At 71.8% G+C, this 19,186-nt stretch carries 23 protein-coding genes; 15 read left to right on the top strand and 8 right to left on the bottom strand.

What is annotated here, in order from left to right:
• Nucleotides 1–12: 12 nt before the first annotated feature.
• Entirely contained in the window at nt 13–1,812 is a 1,800-nt protein-coding gene (locus AB0F38_RS28590) for a bifunctional metallophosphatase/5'-nucleotidase (RefSeq protein ID WP_361899335.1), read from the top strand.
• Nucleotides 1,813–1,958: 146 nt separating this feature from the next.
• A complete protein-coding gene (locus AB0F38_RS28595) occupies nt 1,959–2,849 on the top strand; it encodes a phosphatidylinositol-specific phospholipase C (RefSeq protein WP_361899338.1) in 891 nt (296 codons plus the stop codon).
• Between the two features lie 7 nt (nt 2,850–2,856).
• Here AB0F38_RS28595 and AB0F38_RS28600 read toward each other — a convergent pair whose 3' ends face one another.
• From AB0F38_RS28600 to AB0F38_RS28625, 6 genes are all read right to left on the bottom strand, one after another.
• Nucleotides 2,857–4,269 carry a HAMP domain-containing sensor histidine kinase gene (locus AB0F38_RS28600; RefSeq protein WP_361899340.1) on the bottom strand — a complete coding sequence of 471 codons (1,413 nt, stop codon included), beginning with the start codon at nt 4,267–4,269 and terminating at the stop codon, nt 2,857–2,859.
• A complete protein-coding gene (locus tag AB0F38_RS28605; RefSeq protein WP_361899343.1) occupies nt 4,266–4,991 on the bottom strand; it encodes a response regulator transcription factor in 726 nt (241 codons plus the stop codon). Before AB0F38_RS28605 ends, AB0F38_RS28600 begins: the two co-directional genes overlap by 4 nt.
• A 49-nt stretch (nt 4,992–5,040) precedes the next feature.
• Nucleotides 5,041–5,226, bottom strand: coding sequence for a hypothetical protein (locus tag AB0F38_RS28610; RefSeq protein ID WP_361899346.1), 186 nt, complete (start codon nt 5,224–5,226; stop codon nt 5,041–5,043).
• 14 nt (nt 5,227–5,240) lie between these two features.
• Nucleotides 5,241–6,299, bottom strand: coding sequence for a trypsin-like peptidase domain-containing protein (locus tag AB0F38_RS28615; protein ID WP_361899349.1), 1,059 nt, complete (start codon nt 6,297–6,299; stop codon nt 5,241–5,243).
• A gap of 92 nt (nt 6,300–6,391) precedes the next feature.
• Complete coding sequence (locus tag AB0F38_RS28620) at nt 6,392–7,432, bottom strand: LacI family DNA-binding transcriptional regulator (protein ID WP_361899352.1); 1,041 nt, start codon at nt 7,430–7,432, stop codon at nt 6,392–6,394.
• A 24-nt stretch (nt 7,433–7,456) separates the two neighbouring features.
• Nucleotides 7,457–8,260, bottom strand: a complete 804-nt coding sequence (locus tag AB0F38_RS28625) for a response regulator transcription factor (RefSeq protein ID WP_361899355.1) — start codon at nt 8,258–8,260, stop codon at nt 7,457–7,459.
• A 299-nt stretch (nt 8,261–8,559) separates the two neighbouring features.
• Here AB0F38_RS28625 and AB0F38_RS28630 point away from each other — a divergent pair, with 299 nt between their 5' ends.
• From AB0F38_RS28630 to AB0F38_RS28665, 8 genes are all read left to right on the top strand, one after another.
• Nucleotides 8,560–9,471, top strand: a complete 912-nt coding sequence (locus AB0F38_RS28630; protein WP_361899359.1) for an alpha/beta fold hydrolase — start codon at nt 8,560–8,562, stop codon at nt 9,469–9,471.
• A 41-nt stretch (nt 9,472–9,512) separates the two neighbouring features.
• Nucleotides 9,513–9,767 carry a MoaD/ThiS family protein gene (locus tag AB0F38_RS28635; RefSeq protein ID WP_361899362.1) on the top strand — a complete coding sequence of 85 codons (255 nt, stop codon included), beginning with the start codon at nt 9,513–9,515 and terminating at the stop codon, nt 9,765–9,767.
• A gap of 10 nt (nt 9,768–9,777) precedes the next feature.
• Complete coding sequence (locus AB0F38_RS28640; protein WP_361899364.1) at nt 9,778–11,010, top strand: hypothetical protein; 1,233 nt, start codon at nt 9,778–9,780, stop codon at nt 11,008–11,010.
• A 144-nt stretch (nt 11,011–11,154) separates the two neighbouring features.
• Nucleotides 11,155–11,850, top strand: a complete 696-nt coding sequence (locus AB0F38_RS28645; protein ID WP_361899367.1) for a DUF2993 domain-containing protein — start codon at nt 11,155–11,157, stop codon at nt 11,848–11,850.
• Between the two features lie 250 nt (nt 11,851–12,100).
• A complete protein-coding gene (locus AB0F38_RS28650; protein WP_350310325.1) occupies nt 12,101–12,181 on the top strand; it encodes a putative leader peptide in 81 nt (26 codons plus the stop codon).
• A gap of 151 nt (nt 12,182–12,332) precedes the next feature.
• Nucleotides 12,333–13,178, top strand: coding sequence for a sulfurtransferase (locus AB0F38_RS28655; RefSeq protein ID WP_361899370.1), 846 nt, complete (start codon nt 12,333–12,335; stop codon nt 13,176–13,178).
• A gap of 73 nt (nt 13,179–13,251) precedes the next feature.
• Entirely contained in the window at nt 13,252–13,539 is a 288-nt protein-coding gene (locus AB0F38_RS28660; protein WP_150488563.1) for a DUF1416 domain-containing protein, read from the top strand.
• A gap of 121 nt (nt 13,540–13,660) precedes the next feature.
• Nucleotides 13,661–13,921: a DUF3099 domain-containing protein gene (locus tag AB0F38_RS28665; protein WP_361899373.1), complete on the top strand. Its 261-nt coding sequence runs from the start codon at nt 13,661–13,663 to the stop codon at nt 13,919–13,921.
• 18 nt (nt 13,922–13,939) lie between these two features.
• Here AB0F38_RS28665 and AB0F38_RS28670 read toward each other — a convergent pair whose 3' ends face one another.
• Nucleotides 13,940–14,302, bottom strand: a complete 363-nt coding sequence (locus tag AB0F38_RS28670; protein WP_361899376.1) for a DsrE family protein — start codon at nt 14,300–14,302, stop codon at nt 13,940–13,942.
• 403 nt (nt 14,303–14,705) lie between these two features.
• Here AB0F38_RS28670 and AB0F38_RS28675 point away from each other — a divergent pair, with 403 nt between their 5' ends.
• From AB0F38_RS28675 to AB0F38_RS28685, 3 genes are all read left to right on the top strand, one after another.
• The gene (locus tag AB0F38_RS28675) at nt 14,706–15,278 is read left to right on the top strand and encodes an FABP family protein (RefSeq protein WP_361899379.1); all 573 of its coding nucleotides are present in this window, start codon (nt 14,706–14,708) and stop codon (nt 15,276–15,278) included.
• Nucleotides 15,279–15,391: 113 nt separating this feature from the next.
• A complete protein-coding gene (locus tag AB0F38_RS28680; protein WP_361899381.1) occupies nt 15,392–15,862 on the top strand; it encodes a transcriptional repressor in 471 nt (156 codons plus the stop codon).
• A 91-nt stretch (nt 15,863–15,953) separates the two neighbouring features.
• Nucleotides 15,954–16,919 carry a folate-binding protein gene (locus AB0F38_RS28685; RefSeq protein ID WP_361899384.1) on the top strand — a complete coding sequence of 322 codons (966 nt, stop codon included), beginning with the start codon at nt 15,954–15,956 and terminating at the stop codon, nt 16,917–16,919.
• Between the two features lie 18 nt (nt 16,920–16,937).
• Here AB0F38_RS28685 and dtd read toward each other — a convergent pair whose 3' ends face one another.
• Nucleotides 16,938–17,387: a D-aminoacyl-tRNA deacylase gene (gene dtd, locus AB0F38_RS28690; RefSeq protein ID WP_361899386.1), complete on the bottom strand. Its 450-nt coding sequence runs from the start codon at nt 17,385–17,387 to the stop codon at nt 16,938–16,940.
• 115 nt (nt 17,388–17,502) lie between these two features.
• Between dtd and AB0F38_RS28695 the strand changes: the two genes are divergently transcribed.
• Nucleotides 17,503–18,150, top strand: coding sequence for an ABC transporter substrate-binding protein (locus AB0F38_RS28695; protein WP_361899389.1), 648 nt, complete (start codon nt 17,503–17,505; stop codon nt 18,148–18,150).
• A 50-nt stretch (nt 18,151–18,200) separates the two neighbouring features.
• Nucleotides 18,201–19,169, top strand: coding sequence for an asparaginase (locus tag AB0F38_RS28700; RefSeq protein ID WP_361899392.1), 969 nt, complete (start codon nt 18,201–18,203; stop codon nt 19,167–19,169).
• The last annotated feature ends 17 nt before the right edge of the window (nt 19,170–19,186 follow it).

Raw genomic sequence — 19,186 nt, forward strand, 5'->3', positions numbered from 1 at the left:
ACAAGGGGACCGATGTCAGCGACTCCGCAGAAGAACCGTGCGTCCCGGCGGGTGCTCGCCGCCGCAGCCGGGCTGGCCACTGTCGGCGCGCTCGTTGCCGCGCTGCCGGCCGGCGCCCACGACCGGGGCCCCGGCCACCGGTCCCGCACCGTCGACGTGCAGCTCCTCTCCTTCAACGACCTGCACGGCAACCTGGAGCCGCCGGCCGGTTCCGCGGGTTCGGTGAGCGAGAAGCAGGCCGACGGCACGGTGAAGTCGATTCCGGCCGGTGGCGTCGAGTACCTGGCGACCTCGCTGCGCACGGCACGCAAGGGCAACCCGTACTCCGTCACCGCGGCCGGCGGCGACATGGTGGGCGCGAGCCCGCTGCTGTCGGGGCTCTTCCACGACGAGCCCACCATCGAGGCGCTCAACGGGCTCGACCTCGACGTCACGGCCGTCGGCAACCACGAGTTCGACGAGGGCGCCACCGAGCTGGGCCGTCTGCAGAACGGCGGCTGCCACCCGGTCGAGGGCTGTTACGAGAAGGGCGAGGAGTTCGAGGGCGCGGACTTCCCGTACCTCGCGGCCAATGTGACGGCGGAGAAGACCGGTAAGCCGATCCTCAAGCCCTACACGGTGTGGAAGAAGAACGGCGTCAGGATCGGCTTCATCGGGGTGACCCTGGAGGGCACCCCGAACATCGTCACGGCCAACGGCGTCAAGGGCCTGAAGTTCCACGACGAGATCGAGACGGTCAACAAGTACGCCAAGGAGCTGGACCGCCAGGGCGTCAAGTCCATCGTGGCCCTGATCCACGAGGGCGGGGCCCCGGCCTCCACCGCGTACAACTACGACTGCGACAGCCCGGGTGCCGGTGACGGAATCTCCGGGCCGATCGTCGACATCGCCAAGGGCATCACGCCGAAGGTGGACGCCCTGGTCACGGGCCACACCCACCAGGCGTACGTGTGCACGGTCCCTGACCCGTCCGGCAAGCCGCGCATGGTCACCTCGGCCTCGTCGTTCGGCAAGGTCTACACGGACACGACCCTCACCTACGACCGTCGCACCAACGACATCGTCCGTACGTCGGTGTCCTCGGCGAACCACGTCGTCAGCCGCGACCAGGCCAAGGCGACGGACATGACGGCCCTGATCGCCCGCTGGAACACGCTCGCCGCCCCGATCGCGAACCGTCCGCAGGGCTTCATCTCCGCCGACATCAACGGCCGCGGCTCCACGGCCCCCGAGAAGCCGCTCGGCAACCTGATCGCCGACGCCCAGCTGGAGGGCCTGGCCCCGGCGGACAAGGGTGGCGCGGTCGTCGCGTTCATGAACCCGGGCGGAATCCGCTCCGACCTCGTGTACGCGGCCTCCGCCGGCGAGGGCGACGGAGTGGTGACGTACGGCGAGGCGTTCACCGTCCAGCCGTTCACCAACATGATGAACGTCGTCGACCTGACCGGTGCGCAGCTCGTAGCCGCGCTCCAGCAGCAGGTCAGCGGTTCCAACGAGGCCAGCCCGAAGATCCTCCAGGTGTCGAAGGGCCTCACCTACACGCTCGACCTCACGAAGGCGGGCGCGGACCGTGTGGTCGTCGGCTCGATCCTGCTGAACGGTGAGGCGATCGACCCGGCGAAGACGTACCGCGTCGCGATGAACGAGTTCCTCGCGGGCGGCGGCGACGGCTTCGCGGCCCTCGGCCAGGGCACGAACAAGCTGGTCGGCGCGTCCGACCTGGACCTGTTCAACGCCTACCTGGCGGCGCACTCCACGGCCTCCGCGCCGCTGGCCCCGCCGGCCACGGACCGGATCACGGTCATCCGGTAACCGGCGGCGGGCACGACGGGAGCGGGGCGGCAGGCCGGGTGGCCTGCCGCCCCGCTCCCGTCGTGCGGCCACGGCCCTGTTCCGGTATTGAGGTGTACCCGACATAATTCGAGCCTCCCCCCCACAGCGACGGAGGCCACTCCCGCATGAGCCCGTACACCGCCGGTCGCCGGACCTTCCTCACCGGCGCCCTCGCCGCCACCGCCGGAGTCCTCCTCGGCGGGACGCCCGCCGCCGCGGCCACGGACCGCGCCTTCGGCACCCAGGACTGGATGGGTGGCATCGCCGACGCCACCCCGCTGCAGCGCCTCACGATCCCGGGAACGCACAACTCGGGGGCGCGCTTCGGCGGCCCCTGGACGGAATGCCAGAACACCACGGTCGCCGAGCAGCTCCAGAGCGGTATCCGCTTCCTCGACGTGCGCTGCCGCATCAGCGGCGACGCGTTCGCCATCCACCACGGAGCGTCGTACCAGAACCTGAATTTCGACGATGTGCTGGGAGCCTGCCGGGACTTCCTGGCCCGCCGGCCGTCGGAGACGGTGCTGATGCGGGTCAAGCAGGAGTACTCGCAGGAGAGCGACGCCGCGTTCCGCCGGATCTTCGACCTCTACCTCGACGGCAAGGGCTGGCGCCCGCTGCTCCGCCTCGACTCCGCGCTCCCGGACCTCGGCGCGGCACGGGGCAAGGTCGTGGTGCTGGCCGACAACGGCGGTCTGCCCGGGGTCCGGTACGCGGACCCCGGGCTCTTCGACATCCAGGACGACTACATGGCCGAGCCGTTCGGCAAGTACCCGAAGATCGAGGCGCATTTCCGCAAGGCCGCGCAGCAGCCCGGCAAGCTGTTCATGAACTACGTGAGCACCGCCGCCCTGATGCCGCCGCGCTGGAACTCCGACCGGCTCAACCCGCAGGTGCACTCGTTCCTCGACGGGGCGGCGTCGGGCTGGACCGGCCTCGGCATCGTCCCGCTGGACTACCCGGCGACCCGGTCCGGCCTCGTCGAGTCGCTGATCCGGCACAACCCGGCGGGCTGAGGCCCGCTCACAGCTCCGGCGGCGGCTGCGGTGCGCCCGGCAGGCGGATCGACGCCACGGTCCCGTCGCCCCCGGGCGCGGGGCGCAGGGCGATCGCGCCGCCCGCCTGCTGGACCGTGCGGGCCACGATGGAGAGGCCGAGGCCGGAACCGGGGAGCTGACGGGCGCCGGGGGAGCGCCAGAAGCGTTCGAAGACGTGCGGGAGTTCCTCGGCCGGGATGCCGGGGCCGTGGTCCCGGACCGTCAGCTCGCCGCGGTGCAGGACGACCTCGATCGTGCCGCCGGACGGGCTGAACTTCACCGCGTTGTCCAGGACGTTGACGACGGCCCGCTCCAGCGCGGCCGGCTCGGCGCGTACGTACCAGGGGGCCAGCTCGGCGGTGATGGTCAGCTCGGGGCCGCGCAGCCGGGCGCGCCGCAGAGCGGTACGGGTGATGTCGTGCAGGGCGACGACCTGGAGCGGGCCCGGCTGGGCGGCATCGGGGCGGGAGAGCTCCTGGAGGTCGCCGATGAGGGCGGCGAGCTCGGTCATCTGGGCCTTCACCGAGGTCATCAGGGCCTTGCGGTCGTCGGGCGGGATGGCCCGGCCCGTCTGGTCGCTGCGGGCGAGCAGCTCGATGTTCGTGCGGAGCGAGGTCAGCGGCGTGCGCAGCTCGTGTCCGGCGTCCGCGATGAGCTGGGACTGGCGGTCGCGCGAGGTGGCCAGCGAACTGGTCATCGAGTTGAAGGAGCGGGAGAGGCGGGCGATCTCGTCCTCGCCCTCGACCGGGATCCGGACGGTGAGGTCTTCGGTCTCGGCCACGTGTTCGACGGCGTCCGCCAGGTCGTCGACGGGTCGCAGGCCGGTACGGGCGACCCACAGGCCCGCGGCACCCGCCCCGACGACACCGATTCCGGAGACGAGGAGCAGGACCCAGGCGAGGGTGGAGAGCGGGCCGGTGACCTCCTTCTCGGGGCGCGCCACGGACACGGCGTAGACCTCGCCCGAGGGGCGGAGCTCCAGGCCGTAGGTGTAGATCCTCATCTCCTGGCCGTCGGCGTCGGTGCCCGAGTGCAGCACGTCCCGCCGCTTGCCGGCGGCCACGGCCAGGTCCTCGTCCGTGGGCGAGATGCGGGTGGAGCCGGGGCTCTCGCAGACCGTGCCTGCCGCGTCGATGATCTGCAGGGTGTACGAACCCGGCGGGTGCTGGGGGCCGCGGCCGGCCCCCCGGCAACTGGCCAGTAGTTCCGTGACCAGTGATTTGTCGACTTCCGGTGAGTTGAGCAGCGAGCTGTCCAACTGACTGTCCAGCTGTTCCCGCGTCACGAACCAGCACGCCGTGGCCACCGCGGCCACCGCCACCGCGACCGCCGTGGCGACCAGCAGTGCGAGCCGTGACCGCAGCGGCAGGGCGCGCAGCCGGCCGACCGGACCCGTCACCCGTCACCGCCCCCGGAACGCAGCGCGTACCCGACGCCCCGCACCGTGTGGACGAGCCGCGACTCGCCGCCCGCCTCCGTCTTGCGGCGCAGGTACATCACGTACACGTCCAGGGAGTTGGAGCTGGGCTCGAAGTCGAAGCCCCAGACGGCCTTGAGGATCTGCTCACGGGTCAGCACCTGCCGTGGGTGGGCCAGGAACATCTCCAGGAGGGTGAACTCCGTGCGGGTCAGCTCGACCCGGCGCGCGCCGCGGGTGACCTCGCGGGTGTTCAGGTCCATGCGGAGGTCGGCGAAGGACAGCACGTCGTCGGGTACGGCCCCGCCCGCCGCGACCGCGTACGAGCTGCGACGCAGCAGGGCGCGGATGCGGGCGAAGAGCTCGTCCAGCTCGAAGGGCTTGACCAGGTAGTCGTCGGCGCCCGCGTCGAGGCCGGTGACCCGGTCGCCGACGGTGTCGCGGGCGGTGAGCATCAGGATGGGTGTGGTGGAGCCGGTGGACCGGATGCGGCGGGCGGCGGTGAGGCCGTCCATGCGGGGCATCTGGATGTCCAGGACGATCAGCTCGGGGGCGTACGACTCCGCCTTGGCGAGGGCGTCGTAGCCGTCCACGGCCACCTCGGTGCCGTAGCCCTCGAAGGCGAGGCTGCGCTGCAGCGCCTCGCGTACGGCGGGCTCGTCGTCGACGATCAGAACGCGCTGACCGTCCTCGGCGGGGCTCATCGCTTCGTCCTCTTCCTTCGTACGGCGGGTGCTGTGTGCTGTTGTGCCCTCAGCCTCGCACGGCCCTCGCGCGGCGTCGCGCGGCACGGCGCTCGCGGCCGGTGGCGGCGGTGCGGACCTCCAGGGGCCGGGCGCCGGCCGCGTGGGTGGTGCGGCCGGCCAGTTCGGCGGCCAGGGCGAGCGGGAGGGCCAGGCCGGACGGGCCGGTGGCCGCGGTGCCGGTGCCGGGGTTCATTCGGGACCTCCTCGTCAGGAGCCGTTGCCGGCGCGCAGGGTGTCCAGGTCGGCCTTGACGGTGTCGACCGGGATGGCGAAGCCGAGGCCCACGCTGCCCGCCGCGGAGCTGCCGGAGGCGCTGGGCGAACTGGGCGAGTACATGGCGGAGTTGATACCGATGATCTCGCCGTCCATGTTGATGAGCGCGCCGCCGGAGTTGCCGGGGTTGAGCGAGGCGTCGGTCTGGATGGCCTTGTACGTGGTCTTCGACGTGCCCGTGTCGCCGTTGAACCGCTGTCCGCCGAACTCGAACGGCCAGCTCCCGTAACCCTGTTGCTGCTGCCCCTGGCCGGAGCTGTCGTCGTCCTTGGCGACCGTGACATCGCGGTCCAGCGCCGAGACGATCCCGCTGGTGACGGTGCCGGTGAGGCCCTCGGGAGAGCCGATCGCCACCACCTGGTCCCCGACCTCGACGGCGGAGGAGTCGCCGAGGGAGGCCGTCTTCAGCCCGCTCGCGTCCTGGAGCTTGATGAGCGCCAGGTCCTTGTCGGCGTCGGTGCCGACGACCTCGGCGGTGTACGTCCTGCCGGTGCTCAGGGCCACCTCGATCTGCGAGGCCCCCGAGATCACGTGGTTGTTGGTGACGATCTCGCCGTCCGAGGTGATGACCACGCCGGAACCGGTCGCGTCACCCGCCGAGGACCGCGCGCTGATCTCCACGATCGCCGGGGCGACGGCCGCCGCCACACCGGAGACGGTGCCCGCGCTGCTCTGCGAGACCGTGGTGCCCCTGACGACGCTGCCGGAGCCGGTGGCGGTCGAGCCGCCGTCGGTGAGCTCGCCGAGGAGGGTGGCGGTGCCGCCGCCGATCGCCGCCGCGGCGATCGCCACGGCGGCCAGCAGGGCGACGGGCCGCTTGGCCCGGCGTTCCGGTGCCGGTGCCGGTTCCGGTGCGAGCCAGGCGGGGGCGCCGGCCCCTGCGGCACCCTGCTGTGCGGGTTCGTACGCCGGCGGCGGCGGGTAGGCCTTCTCGCCGTTGCCGTACGAGGGGTACATCGGGTACTCGCCGCTCGGGCGATGGCTGTCGGTCATGTCCACGAGGGTGTCCGGCGAACATGAGAAGGACCTGAGGGGGCCCTGAGAAGCCCGACAGAACCACGTATGCCCCATATAAGGGCCTCGGGCTACCGCGCGGTGCCGGGTGCCCCGCAGCCGCACGAACGCCGCACCACCAGCGCGGACGGGAACTGCTTCAGACGCTCGCGCCGCGACCCCGAGACCCGCAGCGAGTCGTCGAGGACCAGATCCACGGCCGCCCGTGCCATCGCCGGACGGTCCGAGAAGACCGTCGTCAGCGGCGGATCGGTGAGGCCCGCTTCCTTCACGTCGTCGAAGCCCGCGACCGCGAGCTCCTGGGGCACGTCGATCCGCAGCTCGCGCGCGGCCCGCAGCACCCCGATGGCCTGGTCGTCGGTGGAGCAGAAGATCGCCGGAGGCCTGTCCGGCCCGGCCAGCAGCTTCAGGGCGACCTGGTAGGCGTCGTAGCGGTTGTACGGGGCGTGGAAGAGCCGGCCCTCCGTCGACCGTCCCGCCTCGTGCATCGCCCGGCGCCAGCCCTCGATGTGGTCGGCGACCGGGTCACCGACCACCGGGGTCGACTCCGTGCCGCCGAGGCACGCCACATAGGCGTTGCCGTGCTCCAGGAGGTGGCGGGTGGCCAGCTGCGCGCCGCCGATGTCGTCCGTGACGACCGCGACGTCGTCGATCGCCTCGGGCCGCTCGTGCAGCAGGACGACGCGGGCGTCCCAGGCCTCGATCTCGGCGGCCGCCCGCTCACTGGGGCCCTGGCTGACCAGGATCAGCCCCGAGACCCGCATGCCGAGGAAGGCGCGCAGGTAGTGGACCTCGCGCTCGTCGCGGTAGTCGGAGTTGCCGACGAGCACCATCTTCCCGCGCTCGGCGGCGGCCTGTTCGACCGCGTGCGCCATTTCCGCGAAGAAGGGCTGGCGGGCGTCCGGCACGATCATGCCTATGAGGTCGGTCCGCCGCGAGGCCATGGCCTGGGCGACCCGGTCGGGCCGGTAGCCCAGCTCCTTGATCGCGGCCAGCACCCGCTCGCGCGTGGCCGGGGCGACCGGCCTGGGTCCGTTGTTGATGACGTAGCTGACGACCGCTGTCGAGGTCCCCGCCAGTCTCGCCACATCGTCCCGCGTCACCTTGGCCACGCGCGGCAGTCTACGCGGATCGACCTACCGCTCGGCAGGTCGTACCGGGGCTTCTTCCGCGATCTCGGCCTCCGCGGACTGCTCCGAACGGGTGACCGCCTCCTCGACGGCCCTCGGCGCCGCCTTCGCCTTGGCCTCCTCGGCCGCCCGCTCCACCTTCTCGGGGGTGACGAAGCGGTAGCCGACGTTGCGGACGGTCCCGATCAGCGACTCGTGCTCGGGGCCGAGCTTGGCGCGCAGCCGCCGTACGTGGACGTCGACCGTCCGCGTACCGCCGAAGTAGTCGTAGCCCCAGACCTCCTGCAGCAGCTGGGCGCGGGTGAAGACCCGGCCGGGGTGCTGCGCGAGGTACTTGAGCAGTTCGAATTCCTTGAAGGTCAGGTCCAGGACCCGGCCCTTCAGCTTCGCGCTGTACGTCGCCTCGTCCACAGACAGGTCGCCGTTGCGGATCTCCATGGGGGAGTCGTCGGCGGTGATCTGCTGGCGGCCGGTGGCCAGCCGCAGCCGGGCCTCGACCTCGGCGGGGCCCGCGGTGTCCAGCAGGACGTCGTCGATGCCCCAGTCGGCGGTGACGGCCGCGAGGCCGCCCTCGGTCACGACCAGGATCAGCGGACAGCCGGGTCCGGTGGAGCGCAGCAGCTGGCACAGCGAGCGCACCTGGGGGAGGTCGCGGCGGCCGTCGATGAGAATGACGTCGGCACCCGGGGTGTCGACGAGCGCGGGTCCCTCGGCGGGGGCGACCCGCACGCTGTGCAGCAGGAGGCCGAGGGCGGGGAGCACCTCCGTCGACGGTTGAAGGGCATTCGTCAGAAGCAGCAGTGAACTCATCGCCGCCCACCTGCCTGGGTCGTCGGTCGATCGTGCACGGTTCGCTCGCCCATTACGTCGGTCCTCCTCGTTCCCTGCGAGAGGGGCACTCCCGGGTCGGACCCGGGGGAGTATGCGGCACTGCTTCGTACTCCCGTACGACCGTTCATGCTGGGCGGCCGTCATACGGTTTTTACTGTGCGGCCCCGCTCCGGGGGGACCGCTGAGCTTGTCGAAACGTCTCCGTAACAACGCGCGGAAAGCACAAAAGGACCCGGGGGCTGCTTTGCCCGGATCCTCTTCCCAGGAGAATAGCCCACATGAGTTCTGTGTCCGAGGGTCGATTCCTGAGTTCTTCTGTTCCCTCGATCACGCCGATCCCCCGCCGGGCCACATTGCTGACCGGTGACGGGGTCCGTATCGAGGCGGTGTACACCCCGTGTACGGCAGGTTCGAAGGCCGGCGGGGACGAGGCGTCCGCAGACACGGCCGTCGTCCTCGCACACGGCTTCACCGGCGCCGTCGACCGGCCTGCCGTCCGGCGCGCCGCCGGGGTGTTCTCCCAGCGTGCAGCCGTGATCACGTTCTCGTTCCGGGGGCACGGACGGTCCGGCGGGCGGTCCACGGTGGGCGACCGCGAAGTGCTGGATCTGGCTGCCGCGGTGGCCTGGGCGCGGTCGCTGGGGCACCGCCGCGTCGTTACGGTCGGCTTCTCGATGGGGGGTTCCGTGGTGCTCCGGCACGCGGCTCTGTATACGGCGCCGGACGCTCAGGAATGCGCGGAGAACGAACTCCCGGCGGCCGAACGAATGGGCCGGCGCGTAGGGGCGTACGAGGGGCGCACGGACGCGCATACGGATGCGGTGGTCGCCGTCAGCGCGCCGGCCCGCTGGTACTACCGGGGTACGGCTCCGATGCGGCGCCTGCACTGGGTGGTCACCCGGCCGGCCGGGCGGCTCGTCGGCCGCTACGGCTTCCGTACCCGTATCGACCGCGAGGACTGGGACCCCGTCCCGCTGTCCCCGGTCGAGGCCGTCCCGCTGATCGCGGCGCCGCTGCTGATCGTGCACGGCGACCGCGACCCGTACTTCCCGCTCGACCACCCGCTGATGCTGGCCGGGGCCGCCGGGGGCAGGGCCGAGCTGTGGCTGGAACGGGGGATGGGGCACGCCGAGAACGCGGCGGACGACGACCTGCTGGGCCGTATCGCCGACTGGACGGCGCCGGCGTGACTCATGATGGACAGCTGACGCACGACGAAAGGGGTGCCGCCATGGCAGCGGGGACGATCCGCTACTGGGCCGCGGCCAGGGCCGCCGCCGGGACCGCGGAGGAGCCGTACGCGGCGGCGACGCTCGCCGAGGCGCTCGACGGGGTGCGCGAGCGGCACCCCGGTGAGCTGGCGCGCGTACTGAAGAGATGTTCGTTCCTGATCGACGGGGACCCCGTGGGGACCCGCGGCCATGAGACCGTACGGCTTGCCGAGGGCGGCACGGTCGAGGTGCTCCCGCCGTTCGCAGGAGGGTGAACCGGAGACCATGAGCAACAACGATCAGCAGTATCCGTACGACGACCAGGGATACGGGCAGCGGTACGGGCACGAGGAAGGGCAGCAGTCTTACGGGCAGCCGCAGCCTCCGTACGGTGACCGGGCCCCGTACGACGCGTACCCCCCGCACGCCGCAGCCCCCGACGCCGCCTGGCCGGGCGGCTCGCAGGCGTCCCCGGAGGCCGCGTACCCGCAGCAGGGCCAGGCCGGCCAGGGCGCTGCCCAGACGTGGCAGGGCCAGACCTGGGACACCCGGTACCAGCCGGCGCTCCAGCCGCAGCAGCCCCCGCAGCAGGCCGCGTACCAGCAGGCTCCGCAGTTCCAGGCTCCGCAGCACCAGGCCTCCGCGTACGCCGTTCCCGGCTCGCACCCGCTGCCGCCCGAGGCGCCGGTCGCTCCGCAGGCCCCGGCCGCAGCGGTGGCCGACCCCGGGTTCAGCGCGCCCACGACCGTGGGCAACAGCCGGATCACCGACGCCCAGCGGGCCCGCGCCGAGGGGCGTTCGCCGATCATCGCGCCCGGGATGCAGCCCGCCGCGATCACGGCGGGCCTCTCCCTGCTCCTCGCGCTCGGTGCCGCGCTCGGGCAGTACGCCCTGCTCGTGCCGCTCGTCCTGCTCCAGGCCGTGACGGCCGCCGGCTGGTTCCGGCTCAACGGGATGTGGCCGGCCAGGCAGGGCATCGCCCTCGCCTTCGCCGGCGGGTTCGTCGCCGACGTCGTCCTGCTCGTGGCGGGCCGCGGCAACGCCCCGGCGGCCCTCCTCGGCACGCTCGGGGTCTGGGTGCTCCTCACCGTCGTGCTGCAGTTGCGCAGCCACGCCGCGGCCGACGAGCGGCTGTACGGCCTGACGGCCACCGTCACGTCGGCCGCCCTCGCGGTCCTGGCCGCCGGGCACCTGGCGGCGGTCCCGGACGCGGTGACGGTCGGCGGCGTCGCCGTGGCGGTGGCCGTGCTCGCCCGGGCCCTTCCGCTGCCCGGCGCGGCCTCGGCCGTCCTGGCCCTGCTCACCTCGGCGGGCGCCGGTGCCGCGGCGGGCGGCTTCACGGACTTCGGTGCGCCGGCCGCGTTCCTCGGTCTCGCGGCCGGCGGCTGCGCGCTGATCGGTCTGCGGGTGGCGAGCTACGACTACCCGTCCCGCTTCGTGCACATGACGGCCGGGGTGGCCCTGCCGCTCACCGCGGCGGCCCCCGCCGTCTATCTGATCGGCCGGGCGATCGCCTGACGCCGGGCACGGCGTGCCGCATCCGTCCTCGGCCGGGGGAACCTGCCGGGCCTCCCGCTCGTCGATCACTCCGGGCGCGCCGCGCAGCGGCACTAGGCTCACGGGCACCAGAGGTCCGGCCGGCGGGAGTGGGGGAGCAAAGGCATGCGCGCACTGCGAATACTGCTGATCATCGCTGTGGTGCTGGGTGGTGTCTTCGTCGCCGTCGACCGCGCCGCGGTGTACTTCGCGGAATCGGAGGCCGAGAGCCGGGTCCGCTTCGGCGGTGCCCAGACCGGTTCGACCGAGGTCTCGATCAAGGGCTTCCCCTTCCTGACCCAGGTCGCCGGATCGGAGCTCGACCAGGTCGACGTCACGGTCAAGGACATTGAGGCGAGTGCGGCCGGCCGGTCGATCCGGATCAGTGAGGTGCGGGCGCAGTTGCGGCAGGTGACGCTCGGCGCCGGATACACGAGCGCGACGGCCTCCCGGGCCACCGGGACGGCCGTCATCTCGTACGCGGACCTCACCGAGGCGGCCGACGACGGCATCACGGTCGCCTACGGCGGCAGCGGCAAGGTCAAGGTCACCGGGTCGGTCGAGATCCCGCTGATGGGCAAGGCGGTCACGCGCAGCGTGCTCTCCACCGTCACCCTGGCCGACGGCGACACGGTCAAGGTGCGCGCGGACGAGGTGCCGGGTGAGGGCATCCCCGGCCTGGAGGAGCTGGTCCGCAAGAAGACCGACTTCCAGCGCGAGATCAGCGGACTGCCGCAGGGACTGAAGCTGGAGAAGATCGAGGTGACCCCGGGCGGCCTGGAGCTCTCGATGGCGGGCTCGGGCATCGCACTCGCCGGGTGACGCCGGCACGTGGTGCGGCGGAGGGTGACTCCCGCGCGGCGGGTGAGGGGTTCACCGAGGCGGACCGGGGCAGTCGATCCAGATAATGAGACGGACTCGTCCGATCCGTAGATGAGTTCGAGGTGAGGGTCCCCGGATCCCGGGGCCTCCCTGGGGCCGACCTCCTTCACGTCTCGCATGACGGACGATCGTGTCTCATTATCCGACACGGCGGTGACATCTCCGCCCGTACCTCCCTACGATCGGACACATGAAGCGACAGGCGGACCTCACGAAGCGGCGGGCAGTAGACCTGTGCCGCGTCGCCGCCATGCTCTGTCGCACCTTCTGAGCGGGACCTTCTCCCGTTTCCCCCGGCCCTTCGACGAAGTCAGGGCCGAACCCGTGCCGCCCGTACGCGTTCCGCTCCCAGCACCTGCGCGTACATCCCGCACCCCGCACCTCGCATCACCCCGCCGCAGACTGCCCCGGAGGAGAAACACATGAGCCGCGCAGACGTTCTGGTCGACGCCGACTGGGTCGAGGCCCACATCGACGACCCGCAGGTCGCCATCGTCGAGGTCGACGAGGACACCTCGGCGTACGAGAAGAACCACATCAAGAACGCGATCCGGATCGACTGGACCAAGGACCTCCAGGACCCGGTCCGCCGCGACTTCATCGACCAGGCCGGCTTCGAGAAGCTGCTGTCCGAGAAGGGCATCGGGAACGACACCACGGTCGTCCTCTACGGCGGCAACAACAACTGGTTCGCCTCCTACGCCTTCTGGTACTTCAAGCTCTACGGCCACCAGGACGTCCGCCTGCTCGACGGTGGCCGCAAGAAGTGGGAGCTCGACTCCCGCGACCTGGTGGACGGCGACCAGATCCCGTCCCGCCCGGCCACCGCGTACAAGGCCCAGCCGCAGGACGCGTCGATCCGCGCCTTCCGCGACGACGTCGTGGCCGCGATCGGCAGCCAGAACATCGTCGACGTGCGTTCGCCCGACGAGTTCAGCGGCAAGCTGCTCGCCCCGGCGCACCTCCCGCAGGAGCAGTCGCAGCGCCCCGGCCACGTGCCGAGCTCGCGCAACATCCCGTGGTCGAAGAACGCCAACGACGACGGCACCTTCAAGTCGGACGCCGAGCTCAAGGCCCTGTACGAGGACGAGCAGGTCGACCTGTCGAAGGACACCATCGCGCTCTGCCGCATCGGTGAGCGCTCGGCCCTGACCTGGTTCGTGCTGCACGAGCTGCTCGGCGTCGACAACGTCAGGAACTACGACGGTTCGTGGACCGAGTACGGCTCCCTCGTGGGCGTGCCGATCGAGCTCGGCGCCAACAAGTAACTCCGCACGACCCGATCAGCACGACCGATCGGTACCACCCGACCAGCAGGACCCCGACCCGAAGGACAGAACCATGTGTGGAGCACAGGCCGGCGGCCCCGACGCTTCGACGATCAAGCCGGGCGAGACGACCATCCAGGGCAGCGTGACCCGCGACGGCGAGCCCGTCACCGGCTACGTCCGGCTGCTGGATTCGACCGGTGAGTTCACCGCCGAGGTCCCGACCTCGGCGACCGGACAGTTCCGTTTCTACGCGGCCGAGGGCACCTGGACCGTCCGCGCCCTGGTCCCGGGCGGCACCGCCGACCGCACGGTCGTGGCGCAGACGGGTGGTCTCGCCGAGGTCGCCATCGCCGTGTAGTTCCGCGCGGATACGGCCGGAGGGCCGCGCCCCAGGGGGTTGGACGCCACCTGAGCAGGGGCGCGGCCCTTCGCGCCGTTCCACGCGGACACGACGGGCGATCCGGTTCTACGCTGGGGGTATGCACGCCCGGCGCAGGCGCGCCTATTTCCTGATGATGGGCGGATGCCTCGTACTCTTCGTCTCCGCCTGGGCCTTCGTGCGCCTGTGGTCGATTCCGGCGGCGGTGGCGATGTGTGTGGTCGCCATGGTCATCCCGCCCGTCGCCGCGATGGTCGCCAACCGGCGGGGCCCGGACGACCGCTGGTGGGACGACCCTTCCGGGGACCCGAAGTCGGACGAGTGGTGGGACGAGCTCGACGGCAGGAAGCGCCGCGGGTAGCCGGGCCCCGGCGGCGGCTCAGTAGACGAGGGCCTGCGCGCCGTCCGCCATGGCCTCCTGCACGAACACCTGGGCGCCCGCGATCCGTACGCCCTCCAGGACGTCCTTCTCCGTGATGTCGCGCCGTGCCGCGCACTGGGTGCAGAGCGTGATCCGGCCGCCCGCCTGGATCGACTCGATCAGATCGGGCAGGGGGGCGGAATGCGGCAGTTCGAACGCGGCGGCGCGCCCCGGCAGCGCGAACCAGGCGGATTCACCGGTCAGCCAGAGGGAGACCTCTACCCCGCTCGCCACGGCCACGGCCGCCACGGTGAAGGCCTGTGAGCAGCGCTCGGCGGAATCGGCCCCGGCGGTCACCTTGATCACGAGCTTCTTCGACATGCACCGAACTGTATTCCTCCGGTGAAACGGCCTCTTCCGTGACCCGGGGGCACCGTCGCCCTGATCTTCCACGGCGAAGGGGGGCGGCGGGCACGGACACCGTTCTGTCGCACCGGACCGCGGTGCTGCCCGACCGGCCGCCGGGCCGACCGGGCCCGGGGGAAACCCCGGGCCCGCGTGCGGGGGCCCCACCCATTAGGCTGGGGCCCGGCCCCGTACTGCCGTCATGTCGTTCGTCCCGAGGAGCTCCCGTGCTTGAGGCATTCTTCTCCGCCCTGCTGGTCCTGGTCTGCGTCGGCGTGCTCGCCTTCTCCGTCGTGGCCGTGAAGAAGCTGTACCAGGGCCAGCGCTGACCCTCGCCGCACTCCTGCCCGCACACCCTCACAGATCGTCTGAGCCGTTCATGATCGAGATTCCGTCCGACCTCCACCCGGACCTCGTGCCGCTGGCCTTCCTCCTCGGCAACTGGGCGGGTGCGGGCGTCTCCGACTTCCCCGGTGCCGAGAAGTGCAACTTCGGCCAGGAGGTCACCTTCCGTCACGACGGCCGGGACTTCCTCGAGTACGTCTCGCACTCCTGGGTGCTCGACGCCGAGGGCAACCAGGTCAAGCCGCTGGAGACCGAGTCCGGCTTCTGGCGCATCGACAAGGACCGCAAGGTCGAGATCGTCATGATCCGCGACCAGGGCATCGTCGAGGTCTGGTACGGCGAGCTGGCGAAGCAGAAGCCGCAGATCGACGTGGTCACCGACGCGGTGGCGCGCACCGCGGCCTCCGGCCCGTACAGCGGGGGCAAGCGCCTCTACGGCTATGTGAACAGCGACCTGATGTGGGTCGGCGAGAAGGCCACCCCCGACGTGGAGCTGCGGCCGTACATGTCGGCGCACCTGAAGAAGGTCGTCACCCCGGAAGAGGTCGCCGAGATGGCGAAGAGCCTCGGTGACATGCCGGACGACGGCATCGCGTTCTTCAAGTAGCCCGGCCTCTCCGGCGGTCCGGGCTCTCGCGGGGCGGTCCGCGCCGTGCGGAAGAGCCGGGCCCCCACCGTCGGTCCCGCGGACCGGCGCCCGCTCCGCCCTACACTGGGGCTGTGGTGAGCACCGACTGGAAGACCGATCTTCGGCAGCGCGGCTACCGGCTGACGCCTCAGCGACAGCTTGTCCTCGAGGCCGTCGACACGCTGGAGCACGCGACGCCCGACGACATCCTCTGCGAGGTGCGCAGGACCGCGTCAGGGGTGAACATCTCCACGGTCTACCGCACCCTGGAGCTCCTGGAGGAGCTCGGGCTCGTCAGTCACGCCCATCTGGGGCACGGCGCCCCCACGTATCACCTGGCCGACCGCCACCACCACATCCACCTCGTCTGCCGGGACTGCTCCGACGTCATAGAGGCGGATGTCGGCGTGGTCGCCGACTTCACCGAGAAGCTGCGCGGTGCGTTCGGCTTCGAGACCGACATGAAGCACTTCGCGATCTTCGGCCGCTGCGCCGACTGCACGGCGAAGGCCACGGAGGCATCGGCGGCGGCACCGGACCGGGCCGCCGGCAGCGAGCACTGAGAGCCTGTCGCCGGGGCCGTGCGCGCTCACGGGGTCCCCGATCCGGCCTGATTCGAACGAAAGGCCCTGGACCGGGTCGTACGCTGGTCGCATGAAGAGCCCCCTGCTGTCCCTGCCCGGCGCCGTCCCCGCCGAAGGGCGCGACGAAGGCGTCGCCGCGCACTACGGCGACCTGTTCCGCGAGCAGCGCGCACTCGCCGACGGCGACGGCCTCGTCGACCTCTCGCACCGCGGCGTCGTCGCGGTCACCGGGGACGACCGGCTCGCCTGGCTGCATCTGCTGCTCACCCAGCACGTCAGCGACCTGGCACCGAACCAGGCGACCGACGCCCTGATCCTCTCCGCCAACGGGCACATCGAGCACGCCCTCTACCTGGTCGACGACGGCACGACGGTGTGGATGCACGTCGAGCCGGAGACGCAGGGCGAGCTGATCGCGTACCTGGAGTCGATGAAGTTCTTCTATCGGGTCGAGGTCGCCGACCGTACGCAGGACATCGCCGTCGTCCACCTGCCGGCCGGTTCCATCGCCGAGGTGCCGGACGGTGTCGTCGTACGGGAGACGGCGCACGGCCGTGACCTCTTCCTCCCCCGCGCGGACCTGGAGGCGTACGCCGCCGGGCACGGACCGGCGGCCGGCATCCTGGCGTACGAGGCGCTCCGCGTCGAGGCGCACCGCCCGCGCCTCGGCTTCGAGACCGACCACCGCACCATCCCGCACGAGCTGGGCTGGATCGGTACCGCCGTCCACCTCCAGAAGGGCTGCTACCGGGGGCAGGAGACGGTCGCCCGTGTCCACAACCTGGGGAAGCCGCCGCGCCGGCTCGTCTTCCTCCACCTGGACGGCAGCGAGGTGCACCTGCCCGGCCACGGCACACCGGTGCGGCTCGCCGCCGACGGGGAGGAGGGCCGTCAGCTCGGCTTCATCACCACGTCGGCCCGCCACCACGAGCTGGGCCCGATCGCCCTGGCGCTGGTGAAGCGGAACGTGGCCGTGGACGCGGAGCTGATCGCCGGGGACACGGCGGCGGCCCAGGAGACCGTCGTCGAGCCGTAGGACGGACCGGGCGCCCCGCTACACCTCGACGAGTACGGTGAACGGGCCGTGGTTGGTGAGCGAGACGCGCATGTCCGCCCCGAACCGGCCCGTCCCCACCCGCGCGCCGAGTGCGCGCAGCTGTGCCACGACCTCGTCGACCAGCGGCTCGGCGACCTCGCCCGGCGCGGCGGCGTTCCAGGTGGGCCTCCGGCCCTTCCTGGCGTCCCCGTAGAGAGTGAACTGCGAAATGACCAAAAGCGGTGCATTCACGTCCGAGCAGGACTTCTCGCCCTCCAGGATCCGCAGGGTCCACAGCTTGCGGGCGAGCTGTGCCGCCTTCTCCGCGGTGTCCCCGTGCGTGACCCCCACCAGCACACACAGCCCTTCGCCGACGATCTCGCCGACGATTCCGGTCCCCGACGGATCGTCCCCGGCGCCTGCCACGGTGACGCTCGCGCCGTCCACTCTCTGTATCACTGCACGCATACAGACCAACCTATCCTGGGCTGAACGGGTACAGAGCACCTGCATGAACACCGTGCGTAGTGGCACCATGCACGATGTCGGTGTGCCGACGCACCGGTCGAGGGGACGGAACATCATGAGTGCACATGGAACCGGGCCATCACCCGGTGCCGTACCGGTGACGCGTACGCCCGTGCAGCGGACCGGTGCTTCGCCGCAGGGGCCGCTGCCCGCGCCGCTGCCGGGGGCGCTGTCCGGCCCGTTGTCCGTACCGGGGCAGACGGGGGCCGCCGAGGCCGTGGAGGCGTCGGCCGGAGTCCGCGGACTCCGGCTGCCCGAGCTGCGCACGGTGCGCCGGAACGCGCAACGCGACGAGGCGGACCTCAGCTACGTACGCCGGCTGGTGCAGGGCCGGATCGACATCCTGCGGGCGGAGCTCGCCGGCCGTGCGGGCCCGGAGTCGCCGGTCGTGGACCGGCTCTCGGAGATCCTCGCCGACACCCCTTCCGTCCACCGCTCCTCGGTGCGGCACGTCACCCTCACCACGCCGCGCAGCGACGAGTACCGGCAGCTGGCGGCGGACACGCTCGCCGAGGTCGGGCTCTCGGACCTCGACGCCCGGACGGACGAGGAGCTGCTGGCGGCCATGGGACGGCTGGTGCGCTACGAGCAGCAGGTCTCCCGGCGCCGTCACCGGCTCCAGCGGACCGTCGACGATTGCAGCGCGGAGATCGCCCGCAGGTACCGTGACGGGGAAGCACAAGTAGACGACCTGCTCGCCTGAGGCGATCCTTCCGGGAGCGGGTCCCGCCCGTCCCCGGAAGGCCGACCGCCATGACCTCCATTTCCCCCTCCGCGCCCCCCGTGCACCCGGTCCTGGCCGAGGTCGTGCGGTCCGGTTTCACGGAGGGCCACCACCGGGGGTCACTGGTCGTCCTGGCCGCCGACGGGAGCGTGGAGCACGCACTGGGCGACCCGGCGGCCCCGGTCTTCCCCCGCTCCTCCAACAAGCCGATGCAGGCCGCGGCGGTGCTCCGGGCCGGGCTGGACCTCTCGGGGGAGCGGCTGGCGCTGGCCGCCGCGAGCCATTCCGGGGAGGACTTCCACCTCGACCTCGTCCGCACGATGCTCGCCGAGCACGGGCTGAAGCCGGACGACCTGCAGACCCCGCCGGACCTTCCGCTGGACCCGGTGGAGGCGGAGGCCTATCTCGCCGCCGGACGGGTGCGGGAGCCGCTCACGATGAACTGCTCCGGCAAGCACGCGGCGATGCTCGCCGTCTGCCTGCGCAACGGCTGGGACACGGCGACGTATCTCGACCCGGCGCACCCGCTGCAGCGGCTGGTCGGCCAGGTGGTCGCGGAGGCGGCGGGCGAGCCGGTCGCCGCGGTGGGCACGGACGGCTGCGGGGCGCCGCTGATGGCGATCGGGCTGGTGGGGCTGGCCCGCGCGTTCCGTTCGTTCGTGCTGGCGGAGCCGGGCACGGCGGAGCGCCGGGTCGCCGACGCGATGCGGGAGCATCCGGAGTACGTGGCGGGCACGCGGCGCCCGGACACCTGGCTGATGCGGGAAGTGCCGGGCACGCTCTCCAAGATGGGTGCGGAGGCGGTCCAGGCGGTGGCGCTCGCGGACGGCAGGGCGCTGGCCTTCAAGATCGACGACGGCTCGACGCGGGCACTGGGCCCGGTGCTGGCCCGCTCGCTCGAACTGCTGGGCGTCGACGCCCCGGTGGTGTCCCGCATCGGCAGGGCGCCGCTGCTGGGCGGCGCCGCGGAGGTCGGCGCGATCCGCGCGGCGTTCTGACGGGGACGGTCGCCGAT

It is taken from the genome of Streptomyces sp. NPDC025273, from assembly GCF_040638585.1.
Lineage (GTDB): Bacteria > Actinomycetota > Actinomycetes > Streptomycetales > Streptomycetaceae > Streptomyces > Streptomyces cinereorectus.